The following is a 13,692-nucleotide window of genomic DNA, read 5'->3' as shown; positions in this document are numbered from 1 at the left end:
CTTACTCTGACTTTGCTTGAGCTTGCACGAATTGGGCTGGCGGGATCTGGGCTTGCGAGACTTTGGTCGGCGACACCGGTGCTGGAGCTGCCGGTGTCGGCACGTCGCGCTGGAGTGACGAGGTCTGGTCCGCCGGCTCGACCGCGGGCGCCATCGGTGGGGCCTGACTCACACCCTGCACCGTGATCTGGCCGCGGGCGGTGACGACGCCGGTCAGAGTGCGCTTGGTCTGCACGTTGAGCACGTTGACGATATCGCCCTCGGCGCCGCTTTCGATTGCCTTGCCGCGCGTGGTGAGGTAGAGGCCCGGCACCTGGTAGATGATGGTGACATTCTGGTCGCGCTGCACGAATTCGGGCTTTGCGATGTCGGCGACGCGGATCGGCGTGCCCGCGCGCATCGGCCGGCGCAGCTGCATGCCGACAGTGCGCTCGCGCGTGGCGGCTTCGCCCGTGACTTCCGCCTTCGGCCGGCGCTCCTGCGCGACGTCGGAAGATTTCAGCATCTCGCTGCGTTCGATGTCGCGGGTCAGGACGGCGACCTCGACGGTCTCGATCGCGGTGCCGGTGAAGCGCAGCTTGGTCGGCGTCGGATTGTTGTCGTTGCTGACCTCGAAGGCGATGTCGAAACGGCCGCTGCGCGCGTCGTAGCGGGTCGCGACCGGCTGGAGCGTGCCGGTGTTGCCGGCGTCGAGGCGCATGTCGGAGACGCCGCGGTCGAAGGTGACGGTGATGTTGGCGGCCTCGCCGAGGCCGAAGCGACGCTCGAGCGCGGAGGCGATCGCGTTTTCGAGATCCTTGTTGGCGAGCGTGCGGGCGAGGCGGGTGACCGACACCTCCTTGATGTCGCCGGTCATCACGCCGATCACCTGCTTGGCACGCAGCACGCTCAGGACCTGGGCGACCGGCAGCGCGCCGGTGGTGCCGAGATCGGGCGAGCGGTAGACCGGGATCAGCGCGGCCGAGCCGGCATTGTCGATGAGATCGCCGACCCGCACCACGTCGGAGGTGACGGTGATGCTGGCGCGCAGCGTCGGCGCGGCGATGCCGTCGTCGGCGGCCTGCGCCGGCAGCGCCAGCACGAGCAGGGCGGAGATGGTGGCGAGCGTGGTACGGATCATCGTCATTACCTCAGCGGAACAACGCCGTGGTCGATTGCATCATCTGGTCTGCGGCGCTGATCACCTTGGCGTTCATCTCGTAGGCGCGCTGCGCGGCGATCAGGTCGCTCATCTCGGAGACGACGTCGACATTGGCCTGCTCGAGGCTGCCCTGAGTGATGCTGCCGTAGCCTTCTGCGGTTGCCGTGCCGTCCTGCGGCGGGCCCGAGGAGGGCGTCTCGGTGAACTGGTTGCTGCCGACGGGCTGGAGGCCCGCCTTGTTGATGAAGCGGGTCAGGCCGATCTGGCCGAGGATGGTCGAGGTCGACGAGCCCGGCAGCGTCACCGAGACCTGGCCTTGCACGTTGACGGTGAGGCCCGAGGCGTTGTTCGGGATCGTGATCGTGGGCTGCACCGGGTTGCCCTGCGCAGTAACGATGCGGCCCTGATTGTCCATCTGGAAGGTGCCGTCGCGGGTGTACTGGTAGGTGCCATCGGGCATCAGGATCTTGAAGAAGCCTTCGCCCGAGACCGCCGTGTCGAGATCGTTGCCGGTCTGCGACAGCGTGCCTTGCGTCATGCTGCGCGGCGTGCCGACGGTCTTGACGCCGCCGCCGATGTCGACGCCGACGGGCAGGATGGTGCCCTGGTCGGACGACTGGGCGCCGACGCGGCGGACGTGCTCGTAGATCAGGTCCTGGAACGCCGCGGTCTGCTTCTTGAAGCCGGTGGTGCGGAGGTTGGCGATGTTGTTGGAGATCACCTGAACGTTGAGTTCCTGTGCCGCCATTCCGGTCGCTGCGGTGTGAAGCGCCTGCATGTCAGTTTTTCCTCAATCAGGCCGGAACGTCGGCGAGTTTTTCGATCGCCGATTTGTGGAGGTCGCTCTGCTGCTGGAGCAGGTTGGCGACGGCGGTGTAGCTGCGCATGACCTCGACCATGTGGCTCATCTCGCCGACCGAATTCACGTTCGACTTCTCGATATAGCCCTGTTGCACGGTGGACTTGGTGTCGGCCTGCTGGTTGGCCGAGCCGGCGCTGTAGAGATTGGCGCCGAGCTTGGTCAGCTTGGCCGGATCGTCGAACGACACCATGCGGACCTTGCCGCGGATCGAGTCGGTCTTTGCCGTGCCCTCGAGCACCGTGACGGTGCCGTCGGGCGCGATGTTGATGTCGTGGTCGGTCGGCTGGAAGGTGATCGGGCCGCCGGTGCCGAGCACGAGGTTGCCGTCCGAGGTGACGAGCTGGCCGGTGTTGTTGAGCGAGAACTTGCCGTCGCGGGTGTAGCGTTCGCCGCCATTGGCCTGCACCGCGAAATAGGCGTTGCCGTTGATCGCCATGTCGAGCGGGTTGTTGGTCGGCTCCATCGGTCCCTGGCCGATATCGCGGTAGGTGCCGCGGTCCTGCACATAGGACACCCGGCGGTCGGAGCTGACGAAATTGTCCTCATGCGCGTTCGAGTTGAGAAATTCCTCGAACAGCGAATGGTCGGCCTTGAAGCCGTTGGTGTTAACGTTGGCGACGTTGTTGGCGATGACATCCATCTGCCGCTCCAACGTCATTTGCCGTGACAGGCCGATCAGAAGCGCGTTCTGCATCGGAGATCTCCCCTGAGTGAGATCCGCCACCCGCTCTCCCAAGCGCCTTGGCCGACCCCGTGAACGAGACCATCCGGTTCTCCCAAACCATCGGGTCTCGGTGCTCTCTCAGCGAAAGCCGTGCCAACGCGGAAAATTACATGATTGCAACGGCTTGGCTATTTTTAGAGCGTGCCGGCGGGAGGAAGAAAGGTTCTGTTAGCCATGTTTGCCCGGCAGATTTTTCCTAGTGGAAGCCCAAACGAAAGGTTCCGTTAACCATTATTACCGTAGCGTTTGCAGGTAAGAGGAGCGCTTTGCGCTGGGGCATTTGTATCGCGTCACTGTCTGCCAGGAGGCTTCGCTCTTTCGACCCTTTTTGAGATGAGCGAGCCCTATCAACCATGGCAGAGAATGAAGCGGAAGGCGGCGCAGGCGCCGACGGCGCGGAAGCCGCTCCGCCGAAGAACAAGCTCAAGCTCATCATCATGGCCGTCGGCCTGCTCGCCGTCCTCGGCGGCGGCGCTGCGACCTGGTTCTTCTTCTTCCGTCACGGCGACGACGAGCACCATGCCGAGGTCGCACCGCCGCCGAAGCCGCCGGCCTTCGTCGACGTGCCCGACATGATGGTCAACCTCGCCGGCGCACCCGGCGAGCGTGTGCAATATCTGAAGCTGAAGATCGTGCTTGAGCTGAAGGAAGAGAAGCAGATCGAGGCGATCAAGCCGACGATGCCGCGCATCACCGACATCTTCCAGACCTATGTGCGCGAGCTTCGTTCCTCCGACCTCAACGGCTCCGCCGGCATCTTCCGCCTCAAGGAAGAGCTGACCAAGCGTGTCAACGCGGCGGTCGCGCCGGTTCAGGTCAGCGCGGTGCTGTTCAAGGAAGTCGTGATCCAGTGAGCATGGTGGGCTAGGGATCATGGCAGGCAACGACCAACCGGACCAGGATGCAATTGCCGCCCAATGGGAGGCCTCGCTCGATTCCGAGGATCCCGCGGAGGCTGCAAAGGCTGCTGCCGAGAACGAATTATCCGAGACCATGGCCCTGCAATGGGCGGCCATGGTCGAGGACGGCAGCCGCGATCTCGGCACCGGCAAGAACTCCGGCGAGCGGGTGCTGTCGCAGGAGGAGATCGACAATCTCCTCGGCTTCACCGTCGGCGATGTCACGCTCGACGACCATTCCGGCATTCGCGCGATCATCGATTCGGCGATGGTCTCCTACGAGCGTCTGCCAATGCTCGAAATCGTCTTCGACCGCCTGGTGCGGTTGCTGACGACAAGCTTGCGCAATTTCACCTCCGACAATGTCGAAGTCTCGCTCGACCGCATCACCTCGGTGCGCTTCGGCGACTACATGAACTCGATCCCGCTGCCGGCCGTGCTCACGGTGTTCAAGGCCGAGGAGTGGGACAATTTCGGCATGGCGGTGGTCGACTCCAGCCTGATCTATTCGATGATCGACGTGCTGCTCGGCGGTCGCCGCGGCGCGAGCCAGCTCCGGATCGAGGGCCGGCCCTACACCACGATCGAGACCGAGCTGGTCAAGCGGCTGGTCGAGGTGGTGCTGGCCGACGCCGAGCAGGCGTTCCGGCCGTTGTCGCCGGTGACCTTCACGATCGACCGGCTCGAGACCAACCCGCGTTTCGCCGCGATCAGCCGTCCCGCCAACGCCGCCATCCTGGTGCGCCTGCGCATCGACATGGAAGATCGCGGCGGCAACATCGAGCTGCTGCTGCCTTACGCGACCATCGAGCCGATCCGGGCCGTTCTGCTCCAGATGTTCATGGGCGAAAAATTCGGCCGCGACACGATCTGGGAGGGCCATTTCGCCACCGAGATCAACCAGGCCGAGATCGCCGTCGATGCCGTGCTCTATGAGGCCGACATTCCGCTCAAGCAGCTGATGCGGTTGAAGGTCGGCGACACGCTGCCGCTCGATATGCGCGCGGATGCCAACGTCACCGTCCGCTGCGGCGACGTCACGCTTACCGAGGGACGGATGGGCCGGGTCGGCGACCGCGTCGCGATTCGGGTGACGAAACCCCTGCGCAAGCCAAGTACGACACTTGCGATGTTCGAGAAGGTGGACGAGCAGAACAAGATGATGGAGGCCCCATGAACCACTCTCTAGGAATGGCGATCGAAACGCTGGTGGCTATCCTGCTGATGCTCACGATCGGCTACTGCATCCTGCTCAACAAGCGGCTGACGCGGCTGAAGGCGGACGAGCATTCGCTGAAAGCGGTGATCGGCGAGCTGATCACCGCGACCGAGATCGCCGAGCGCGCGATCGGCGGGCTGAAGCTCGCTGTGCGCGACGTCAACGAGAATCTCGGCAGCCAGCTTGCTGCCGCCACGCAGATGTCCGAGCAGCTCTACAAGCAGCTCGGCGAAGCCGACAACGTGGTGCGCCGCCTCTCCAAGATCGCGATCGCCGCGCGTCCCGTGACGAATCCGGAAGTTGCCGCCGCGCCCGCGGCCAAGCCGTCAGCCGCGAAGGCGGTGGCGGCTGCGGCCGAGGCATTCTCCGAACGCCGAAGGTCCAACGGTCTTGCCGCATAAAGTCAGGGTATGAAGTCCTTTCGTAACATCCGCGTCATTCCGGTCGTCCTGGTTGCGGTCGCAGGTCTCGCCACGCTGAAGGTCGCGGGCCTCGTGATCAATGGCGGCTATGTCTTCGACTACCAGCCGAACACCGTGAAGAAGTCCTGGGCGCAGGAAAATCTGAACTTCCCGACCGGGCGGGAGGACCCTGACATCACCGGTTCGACCCATGGTGCGCCGGAGCCGCCGAAGCCCGCTGCTCCCGAGTCCAAGCCCGAGGGCACCATGGTCAAGGTGGAGGAGGCCCAGCCGCAGGTCTCGGCCTCGGAGCGCGCGATCCTGGAACGGTTACAGTCGCGCCGCCAGGAGATCGAGGCTCGCCAGCGCGAGATCGACATCCGCGAGAGCCTGCTGAAGTCGGCCGAGAAGCGCATCGAGAACAAGGTCGAGGAGATGAAGGCGGTGGAATCCCGCATCTCCGCGACGCAGGCCGAGCAGAAGGCCGCCGAAGCCCAGCGCATGAAGGGCCTCATCACCACATATGAAGGCATGAAGCCGAAGGACGCCGCGCGGGTGTTCGACCGCCTCGAGATGGGCGTGCTGATCGAGATCGCCACCCAGATCGCGCCGCGAAAGATGTCCGATATCCTCGGCCTGATGTCGCCCGAGGCCGCCGAGCGGCTGACGGTCGAGATGGCGCGCCGTGCCAATGGCGGCGGGGATCAGTCCGCTTCTGCCGGCGATCTCCCCAAGATCGACGGCAAGCCAACCCAAAAGCCGAATTGAGGGCTCATACTTAAGAAGTCCTTAATTGGCAAAATCTACAGTCGACGGCACGGGCCGGCGCCAGTGCCGGCATGGACCGCCGAACCGGAAGAAATGCTGCCAATGGCGCGAGAGGCTGCCGCTGGATTGTTGTCGCGAGCCCGCGCCCTGGCGCTGGGGTTGTCGCGCCATGTCCGCAGCGTCCCTGTGCTGGCGGCCTGCCTCCTGATCGGCCTCAGCGCCGCCCGCGCGGCCGATGCGGTCCGCGGCGAGGCGAGTTTTTCGGCCGGCGGCGGCTTTGCCCGTCTCGTGATCAAGCTCGGCGAGGATATTCCCTCCGAGGTGACGACCGCCGGCTCCATCCTCATCATCCGCTTCGACCGGCCCGTCGACGTTCCCGTCGATCGCATTCCGGAAGGCGCGCCCGATTACGTCAACTCCGCCCGGCGCGATCCCGATGGCGGCGCCATAAGGCTGTCGCTGGCGCGGCGCGTCACCGTCAACACCATGAATGCCGGCGAGCGCACCTTCGTCGACCTGCTGCCGGAGGGCTGGAAGGGTCCGCCACCAAGCCTGCCGATGGACGTGGTGAAAGAACTCGCCGAGCGCGCGCGCGTCGCCGAGCGGGCGTTGCGCGCCCAGCGCGCTGCGGCCGAAACCAAGAAGCGGCCGCCGATCCGCGTGCGTGCCTCGGTGCAGCCGACCTTCGTGCGCTTCGTGTTCGAGATGCCCGACGGCGTCGGTGTCTCCTCCGTGCTCAACGAGCAGAAGCTCACGCTCGCCTTCAACGCCAATCTCAGTTTCGACCTCGCAGATGCCGTCGTCGCGGCACCGCCGAACGTTGCCTCGATCAAGCAGAAGGCCGATATCGACACGACGTCGGTCGAGATATTGTTGATCGGCGATTCCGACGTGCACTCATTCCGCGACGATAAGAACTACGTCGTCGACGTCGCCTTCCAGCCCGACAAGGGCAAGACGGCTGCAACGCCTGAAGCTGCGATCGCGAAGGCCGAATCCGGTGGTCACGGAGCGGCGCGATCTGCGGAAAAGCCGGCGGCCGCGAAGCCGAAGGACGCCCATAGCGAGATCACGCCACCAACCTCGGAGACGATCGCGCGCGAAGCTAAGATCGAGGTGAAGCCCGAAGGTAAGCCGGAAGCGCCCGCCGCAACGCCACCCGCTGAGGCGCCGAAGCCGGCACCGGCAATAACCTCTACAGAAGCTCCGCACGTCACGGAAGCGTCCAAGCCCGCGCAGCCCGCAATGGAAGCCGCCGCGCCCGCCAAGCCCGTGGTGAACGAAGCGCCCAAAGAGGTCGTGAAGGAAGCCGCGAAGGAGCCGATCAAGCAAGAGCCCCAGGAAGCAGCCAAGGAAACTCCGAAGGAAACTCCCAAGGAGGCGCCCAAGGCTGCACCTGCCGAGGCTCAAGCCGCGCCGGCGCCCGCTGCAGCCAGCGTCGACGTACGGCGCGACAGCGACGGCCTGCGCGTGACGTTCCCGCTTCAGGTCGCAACGCCGGCGGCGGCGTTCCGCCGCGGCGACACGGTGTGGCTGGTGTTCGACTCGCAAAAGCCGATCGACCTCGAGGCGATCCGCGCCAGAGGCGGCGCGATGATCGGCGATGTCGCCCGCATGCCGCTCGAGAAGGGGCAGGCGGTGCGCATCCGTCTCACCCGTCCGCTGGTCTATTCCCTGACCAGTGAGGAGGTCGGCAAGGAGACAAACTGGCTGCTCACGCTCGCCGACAAGATCCAGGCGACGCCGCTGCCGCTGATGATGTCGCGCAACATCACCGATCCTGCGCTCGCCAATATTGCAATCCCCTTTGCCAACCCGGGCCTCCTGCATAAGCTTACCGATCCCGATGCCGGCGACACGCTCTACGTCGTCACGGGAGGGCGGCCGGTCCGCGGCTTCATCAAGCGGCAGGACCTCGTCGATCTCTCGCTGCTCGAATCCGCGCACGGCATCGCAATCCGGCCGAACTCCGATGAGATCGGCGTCGAGGTCGGATCCGACAAGGTCATTCTCGGCAAGAAGGGCGGCCTGACGCTTTCGCCGGTCGACGTCTCGGCCGAGCGGGCGCCGACCGCAGTGCGGCCGATCTTCAATCCCGAGGGCTGGCGCAAGGGCCAGTCGGAAGATTTCTGGACGCGCCAGAGCGATCTGATCACGGCGATCTCGGCCGTCGAGCCGGCGCAGCGCTCGCTGCCGCGGCTCGATCTCGCGCAATTCTACATGTCGCGCAGCATGTATCACGAGGCCAAGTCGGTCACCGACGTGATGCTGACCGATCCCCTCAACAAGGAGGAGAGCAGCGCGCTGATCATGCATGCGATCGCGAGCATCCTGATCGGCCGGCCGGCGCAGGGCCTGAAGGATCTCGCCAATCCCGTGATCGGCAACAGCCACGATTCCCAGCTCTGGAAGGCGCTCGCCTATGCGCGCCAGGGCAAATGGGCCGACGCGCGCGAGAAGTTCAAGAACGTCGAGTTCGCCATCGCTTCGTTGCCGCTCGACATCCAGCGCATCGTGACGATGGACGCGATGCGCGCCTCGCTCGAGGTGAAGGACTACGCCGGCGCCTCCAAGCGCCGCGGCGAGCTCGAAGTGGTCGGCGTGTCCCCTGAGGCCGCGCCAGGCTTTGCCGTACTGCGCGGCCGGCTTGCCGAGGCGCTCGGCCACGACAAGGACGCGCTCGACGACTACAAATTCGCGGTCGCTTCGAACGATCGGCCGGCGGCGGCCGAAGCCAAGCAGCTCGAAATCGCGCTGCGGCAGAAGCGCGACGAGATCAGCAAGGAAGACGCGCTGCGCGAGCTCGAGACGCTGTCAATGACCTGGCGTGGCGACTCGATCGAGGTCAAGACGCTCCAGATGCTGTCGCAGATGTACTCGGAGAATGGGCGCTACCGCGACGCGCTCACGGCGGCGCGCACCGCGACCAAACTCCAGCCGAACGCAGAAGCCTCGCGCCAGGCCCAGGACCTCGCGTCCGACCTGTTCACGCAGATCTTCCTGGGTCCGAAGGGCGACGAGCTGCCGCCGGTCGAGGCACTAGGGATGTTCTACGAGTTCCGCGAGCTGACGCCGATCGGCCGCCGCGGCGACGAGCTGATCCGCCGTCTTGCCGATCGCCTCGCCTCGATCGATCTGCTCGACCAGGCCGCCGAGCTTCTGCAATACCAGGTCGACCACCGCCTCGAAGGCGCCGCGCGCGCGCAGGTCGCCGCGCGCCTGTCCATGATCTATCTGGCCAACCGCAAGCCGGACATGGCAATCACGGCGCTGCGCGCGAGCCGCATCAGCGACCTCTCCGGCGAGTTGCGGCAGCAGCGCCTGCTGTTGGAAGCCCGCGCGCAGAGCGACGTCGGCCGCCACGATCTCGCGCTCGACATCGTCTCCAACGTTTCGGGCCGCGAGGTGCTCCGCCTGCGCTCGGACATCTTCTGGGCGGCGCGGCGCTGGCGCGAATCCGCCGAGCAGATCGAGCTCTACTACGGCGAGCGCTTCCGCGACTTCAAGCCGCTCAATGCGGTGGAGAAGAGCGACATCATCCGCGCCGCGGTCGGCTACGCGCTCGCCGATGACTCGATCGGGCTGTCGCGCTTCCGCGAGAAATACGCGCCCTTGATGAGCGAGAGCGCCGACCGGCTCGCCTTCGACATCGCCAGCAAGCCGGCAGGGGCTTCAAGCGCCGAATTCGCCGACATCGCCAAGCTCGCTGCCAGTGTCGACACGCTCGACGGCTTCTTGCGCGACATGAAGCAGCGCTTCCCCGACGCCACCGCCCGCGCACCGGCCGCCCCACAGGCCAAGGACGAGACCGACCACACCGGCTCGCTGCCCACGATCCCCGTCGTGCGGCAGATCAAGATGACGCGGTAGGGATCCTGCTACCTCTGACCTCTCGACAGGTGCCGCGCAAGGCGGCAACCTGCGTACCTTCATGCCGGGAGAGCCGCGATATGAGCAAGCCTGCCAAAACCGAAGCCGAACTCATTGCGATGGCGCGGGCCGAATTGAAGGTCCATGCCGACGGTCCCGATGGCCTGGTCATCTCAATCGTCCGCGACGGCGACAGCTGGGAGTTCCGCGCCGATGCCGATCAGGCGACGCGAGACAAGCCCGGCTTCCCCGAAAGCGTCGCTATGCTGGTGCAGATCGGCGATCACCTCAGCAAACAGTATGACGTGAAGGGGTAGGGGCGTCGTCGTTCGCTTGCTGTGATGCCGGGCCATTCCGCGCGCGAAGTGCGGTCCGGCACGCAGCCACATTCTGGTCATTGCGAGCGCAGCGAGGCAATCCAGAAGCTTTCCGCAGAGGCAGCCTGGATTGCTTCGTCGCAAGAGCTCCTCGCAATGACGGGGAGGGAGCGGAGGTTACAGCGGGTATGGAGAGGATTCGCCCAAAGCCTCATCCCCCGTAACTCTGCACCAGGCTCCCCGCCACCAGCGACCAGCCGTCGACCAGCACGAAGAAGATCAGCTTGAACGGCAGCGAGATCGTCGCGGGCGGCAGCATCATCATGCCCATCGACATCAGCACCGAGGCGACGACGAGGTCGATGATCAGGAACGGGAGGAACAGCAGGAAGCCGATCTCGAAAGCGCGCTTCAGCTCCGAGATCATGAAGGCGGGGACGAGGATGCGCAGCGCGAGCTCGTCGGGCGTGGCCGGCGGCGGCTCGCCGGAGAGATCCAGGAAAAGCTTCAGGTCCTTCTCGCGCACGTTCTTCTGCATGAAGCCGCGCAAGGGCACGGAGGCGCGCTGGAGCGCGTCCTCGACACTGATCTGGTTGGCGACGAGCGGGCGGATGCCGTCGTCGTAGGATTTTTGCAGCACCGGTCCCATCACGAAGAAGGTGAGGAACATCGCGAGCGCGAGGATCACCGAGTTCGGCGGTGCGGTTGCCGTGCCCATCGCGGTGCGCAACAACGACAGCACGACCACGATGCGCGTGAACGACGTCATCATGATCAGGATCGACGGCGCGATCGACAGCACCGTGAGCAGCGCGATGAGCTGGATTGCGCGCTCGGTGACACCGCCGCCGCCCTGGCTGCCGAGATTGATGCTGATGTCCTGCGCGTGCGCAGGCATCGCGAGCGAAGCCGCGGCGATCAGGACAGAAAAAAAGAAAACTCTACGCGGGAGGGCCTGCAGCCTCACGAAGACGGCTTCGGACGGCCGAGCAGCGAGGCCATCTCGTCTTCGAGATTCTCAAAGCTGGTCTTCTCCGGAGCCGGCCTGACCGGCGAGGCCGGTGGCTCGCTGCGTGCCACGCGCGGCGGAGCTGCCGGCGGCTCCGGCGCCACCGGAGGCGCGACCGTCTCGCCAGCCGGACGGCGCAGGGCAGCCTCGAGGCGCTGGGCCATTTCGGCGAGATTTTGTTCGGCGCTCGACGGCGCGGCAGCGGCCGGCGGCGGAACGGGCGGAGCCTGCGGCACAGGCGGAGGAGGCGGGGGCGCGGCCGTGCGCTCGGCGCGCACCGGCGGCACCTTCATTGGCTCGCTCTGGCGCGGCGGGCGCGGCATCAGTGGCGGTTCGCTGCGGGCAATGCGCGGCGGCACCGGGTCCGGACGCAGTTCGCGCTCGGGACGCGGGGTGATCGGCTCAGGCGTAAAGCCGGCCAAGGGATCGCTGCGATCGCTGCGGCGCTCGGCCAGAGCAGGCGCCGGCCGGCGGACTTCGTCGGCGAAGGAGGGACGCGCGGGCCGCGGCGGCGGCTCGGGCATTTGCGGCTCGGGATGGTCGAGCACTTCGGGCCGCGGCGCTTCGTCGGCCCAGCTGCCGGTGTCGGGCATCGGGGCGAGGCGCGGCGGTTCGGCGGCATTGGAGCGCTGCGGAAGCTGGTCGCGGCCAGCCGCGGCGCGGACGATGTTCGGTTCGACGACGATGTCGGTCGGGCCGCCGATCATCAGGAGATGCTCGACATTGTCACGCCGGACCAGCACCAGGCGCCGGCGGCCATCGACCGCGGCCGCGTCGATCACGGCGAGCCGGGGCATTCTGCCGCGCTGGGTGTTGGCGCCGAGCCGGGTGGTCGCGAATCGGCGGACCAGCCACGCGGCGACGCCGATCAACGCCAGTACGACGATGAACGCGACGATGAAAGTGATAGGGCTACCGTTCATACCTGTCCCCGGTAAATGGCGCTTCTCTCGTGCCTATGGTCGATGCGCCGACCACCGGCGTGCGATGCCCCAAAAACTGCGATCTCTTAACGTCCCGCGGCAAGTTTTGCCGTCCCCAACCCTTAATAACCTATGAATCGCCCGATCCAAAACGACTTCTTGGCCTGTGCACGCGCGGCCAAACGGTTGGGTTAATGCGGCTTTTGGAACGCGTAGAATCACGGGGGCTGCAATACATGTCCCAGCCGGAAACATGCATCTCCCGCGCCTTAACCACCTGTTAACCATACACGCGGCAAATTCTGCCTAGCTTCGGACCATGGGTCCTGCGAGGCGGAAGGAGCCGCAACGATGTCCATCAACGATCTCCCGGTGCTGTCGGCGCTTCGCACCAAGATGCAGTGGCACCAGGAACGCCAGCGCGTCCTGTCCGAGAACGTCTCCAATTCCGACACGCCCAGTTTCCGGCCACGCGACCTGGTCGAGCCGAAATTCGACAAGACCGGCGTTCCAGCAGGCTCGACGGGGCCCTTGGCCATGGCCGTCACCAGCGCTTCCCACATGACGCCGTCCGGCGCGGCCTCGAGCTTCGACCAGAACAAGAATGCGGGCTTCGAGACCCGCCCTGCGGGCAACGCCGTCAATCTCGAGGAAGAGATGATGAAGTCCGCCAGCAACCAGATGGATTATGCGGCGGTGACCTCGCTCTATTCGAAGAGCCTGCATCTTCTGAAGACCGCGATCGGCAAGGGCTAGAGCTAGAGGAGGTGCATTATGGCCAATGACAGCAGCGACTTTGCCCGTTCGATGGCGATCGCAACCTCCGGGTTGCGCGCACAAGCCGGGCGCATGCGGGTGATCTCGGAAAACATCGCGAATGCGGATTCGACCTCGCAGACCGCCGGCGGCGATCCCTACCGGCGCAAGGTGCCGACGTTCTCCTCCGCGCTCGACCGCACGCTCGATGCGCAAGTCGTCACGCTGGGAAAGATCAAGCCCGACCAGTCCAACTTTCGCGTCAAATACGAGCCGAGCAGTCCGGCTGCGGACGCCAGCGGCAACGTCAAATATCCCAACGTGAATTCGGTGGTCGAGATGACCGACATGCGCGATGCGCAGCGGTCCTACGAGGCCAATGTCAACATCATCAGTGCGACGCGCCGGATGATCCAGCGCACGCTCGACATCCTCAAGAGCTGAACGGGAATCCTAGGCCATGGCAACACCGACAATCGCAGCCAATGCTTACGCCAACCTCGCCCGCGTGCTGGAAAACAGCGGTGCCGGCAAGGGCAGCGAGGCAAACGGGCAATCCTTTGCGTCGATGCTGAAAGACGCCGTCGGCAGCGTCATGGAGTCCGGCCGCAAGTCCGATGCGCAGACGGTGGCGATGGCCGCCGGCAAGGCCAACGTGATGGACGTGGTGACGGCGGTGGCCGACACCGACGTCGCGGTGTCCACGCTGGTCTCGGTCCGCGACCGCGTGATAGCGGCCTATGAAGACATCATGAAGATGCCGATCTGATCTTGGCCTCCGTCGTCATTGCGAGCGAAGCGAA

Annotated in this window: 14 protein-coding genes; 9 read left to right on the top strand and 5 right to left on the bottom strand. The window is 65.4% G+C overall.

Features of this window, described 5'->3' with window-relative positions; translation table 11 throughout:
* Position 1: 1 nt before the first annotated feature.
* The 3 genes from flgA to flgF are packed head-to-tail and all read right to left on the bottom strand — an operon-like array spanning position 2 to position 2,697.
* Positions 2–1,120 (bottom strand): flagellar basal body P-ring formation chaperone FlgA, encoded by a 1,119-nt coding sequence (gene flgA / locus UP06_RS37640; RefSeq protein WP_045008868.1) that lies wholly within the window; start codon positions 1,118–1,120, stop codon positions 2–4.
* Between the two features lie 10 nt (positions 1,121–1,130).
* Positions 1,131–1,919 (bottom strand): flagellar basal-body rod protein FlgG, encoded by a 789-nt coding sequence (gene flgG / locus UP06_RS37635; protein WP_045008666.1) that lies wholly within the window; start codon positions 1,917–1,919, stop codon positions 1,131–1,133.
* A 16-nt stretch (positions 1,920–1,935) separates the two neighbouring features.
* Positions 1,936–2,697 (bottom strand): flagellar basal-body rod protein FlgF, encoded by a 762-nt coding sequence (gene flgF, locus UP06_RS37630; RefSeq protein ID WP_045008665.1) that lies wholly within the window; start codon positions 2,695–2,697, stop codon positions 1,936–1,938.
* A 383-nt stretch (positions 2,698–3,080) separates the two neighbouring features.
* Here flgF and fliL point away from each other — a divergent pair, with 383 nt between their 5' ends.
* From fliL to UP06_RS37600, 6 genes are all read left to right on the top strand, one after another.
* Positions 3,081–3,581, top strand: coding sequence for a flagellar basal body-associated protein FliL (gene fliL, locus UP06_RS37625; RefSeq protein ID WP_045008664.1), 501 nt, complete (start codon positions 3,081–3,083; stop codon positions 3,579–3,581).
* A gap of 19 nt (positions 3,582–3,600) precedes the next feature.
* Positions 3,601–4,803, top strand: a complete 1,203-nt coding sequence (gene fliM, locus UP06_RS37620; RefSeq protein WP_045008663.1) for a flagellar motor switch protein FliM — start codon at positions 3,601–3,603, stop codon at positions 4,801–4,803.
* Positions 4,800–5,246: a DUF6468 domain-containing protein gene (locus tag UP06_RS37615; RefSeq protein WP_045008662.1), complete on the top strand. Its 447-nt coding sequence runs from the start codon at positions 4,800–4,802 to the stop codon at positions 5,244–5,246. Before fliM ends, UP06_RS37615 begins: the two co-directional genes overlap by 4 nt.
* Positions 5,247–5,255: 9 nt before the next feature.
* Positions 5,256–6,014: a MotE family protein gene (locus tag UP06_RS37610; RefSeq protein ID WP_045008661.1), complete on the top strand. Its 759-nt coding sequence runs from the start codon at positions 5,256–5,258 to the stop codon at positions 6,012–6,014.
* Positions 6,015–6,116: 102 nt separating this feature from the next.
* Positions 6,117–9,884, top strand: a complete 3,768-nt coding sequence (locus UP06_RS37605) for a hypothetical protein (RefSeq protein WP_045008867.1) — start codon at positions 6,117–6,119, stop codon at positions 9,882–9,884.
* Between the two features lie 80 nt (positions 9,885–9,964).
* Positions 9,965–10,201, top strand: coding sequence for a hypothetical protein (locus UP06_RS37600; protein WP_045008660.1), 237 nt, complete (start codon positions 9,965–9,967; stop codon positions 10,199–10,201).
* 211 nt (positions 10,202–10,412) lie between these two features.
* Here the strand turns inward: UP06_RS37600 and fliP are convergent, their stop codons facing one another.
* Together fliP and UP06_RS37590 are read right to left on the bottom strand one after the other, a co-directional pair.
* A complete protein-coding gene (fliP, locus tag UP06_RS37595) occupies positions 10,413–11,168 on the bottom strand; it encodes a flagellar type III secretion system pore protein FliP (protein WP_045008659.1) in 756 nt (251 codons plus the stop codon).
* A complete protein-coding gene (locus UP06_RS37590) occupies positions 11,165–12,133 on the bottom strand; it encodes a flagellar biosynthetic protein FliO (protein WP_045008658.1) in 969 nt (322 codons plus the stop codon). Before UP06_RS37590 ends, fliP begins: the two co-directional genes overlap by 4 nt.
* Positions 12,134–12,484: 351 nt before the next feature.
* Between UP06_RS37590 and flgB the strand changes: the two genes are divergently transcribed.
* From flgB to fliE, 3 genes are read left to right on the top strand one after another with little or no spacing between them, the layout of a single operon-like run.
* On the top strand, positions 12,485–12,889 hold the full coding sequence (flgB, locus tag UP06_RS37585; protein ID WP_045008657.1) for a flagellar basal body rod protein FlgB: 405 nt from the start codon (positions 12,485–12,487) through the stop codon (positions 12,887–12,889).
* 18 nt (positions 12,890–12,907) lie between these two features.
* The gene (gene flgC, locus UP06_RS37580) at positions 12,908–13,333 is read left to right on the top strand and encodes a flagellar basal body rod protein FlgC (RefSeq protein WP_045008656.1); all 426 of its coding nucleotides are present in this window, start codon (positions 12,908–12,910) and stop codon (positions 13,331–13,333) included.
* Positions 13,334–13,349: 16 nt separating this feature from the next.
* Positions 13,350–13,658: a flagellar hook-basal body complex protein FliE gene (gene fliE / locus UP06_RS37575; RefSeq protein ID WP_045008655.1), complete on the top strand. Its 309-nt coding sequence runs from the start codon at positions 13,350–13,352 to the stop codon at positions 13,656–13,658.
* Positions 13,659–13,692: the final 34 nt, after the last annotated feature.

This window comes from Bradyrhizobium sp. LTSP857 (assembly GCF_000938285.1).
In the GTDB taxonomy this organism is placed as follows: Bacteria; Pseudomonadota; Alphaproteobacteria; order Rhizobiales; family Xanthobacteraceae; genus Bradyrhizobium.
The sequence above is the reverse complement of the archived record's forward strand: the minus strand, read 5'-3'. Positions and strand labels throughout refer to the sequence as shown.

Bases quoted from the DNA above. Each gene is read 5' to 3' on its own strand.
- UP06_RS37590 (WP_045008658.1), bottom strand. From the start codon at position 12,133: ATGAACGGTAGCCCTATCACTTTCATCGTCGCGTTCATCGTCGTACTG.
- flgA (WP_045008868.1), bottom strand. From the start codon at position 1,120: ATGATCCGTACCACGCTCGCCACCATCTCCGCCCTGCTCGTGCTGGCG.
- UP06_RS37610 (WP_045008661.1), top strand. From the start codon at position 5,256: ATGAAGTCCTTTCGTAACATCCGCGTCATTCCGGTCGTCCTGGTTGCG.
- UP06_RS37615 (WP_045008662.1), top strand. From the start codon at position 4,800: ATGAACCACTCTCTAGGAATGGCGATCGAAACGCTGGTGGCTATCCTG.
- flgB (WP_045008657.1), top strand. From the start codon at position 12,485: ATGTCCATCAACGATCTCCCGGTGCTGTCGGCGCTTCGCACCAAGATG.
- fliL (WP_045008664.1), top strand. From the start codon at position 3,081: ATGGCAGAGAATGAAGCGGAAGGCGGCGCAGGCGCCGACGGCGCGGAA.
- fliE (WP_045008655.1), top strand. From the start codon at position 13,350: ATGGCAACACCGACAATCGCAGCCAATGCTTACGCCAACCTCGCCCGC.
- UP06_RS37600 (WP_045008660.1), top strand. From the start codon at position 9,965: ATGAGCAAGCCTGCCAAAACCGAAGCCGAACTCATTGCGATGGCGCGG.
- fliM (WP_045008663.1), top strand. From the start codon at position 3,601: ATGGCAGGCAACGACCAACCGGACCAGGATGCAATTGCCGCCCAATGG.
- flgG (WP_045008666.1), bottom strand. From the start codon at position 1,919: ATGCAGGCGCTTCACACCGCAGCGACCGGAATGGCGGCACAGGAACTC.
- flgC (WP_045008656.1), top strand. From the start codon at position 12,908: ATGGCCAATGACAGCAGCGACTTTGCCCGTTCGATGGCGATCGCAACC.
- UP06_RS37605 (WP_045008867.1), top strand. From the start codon at position 6,117: ATGGCGCGAGAGGCTGCCGCTGGATTGTTGTCGCGAGCCCGCGCCCTG.
- flgF (WP_045008665.1), bottom strand. From the start codon at position 2,697: ATGCAGAACGCGCTTCTGATCGGCCTGTCACGGCAAATGACGTTGGAG.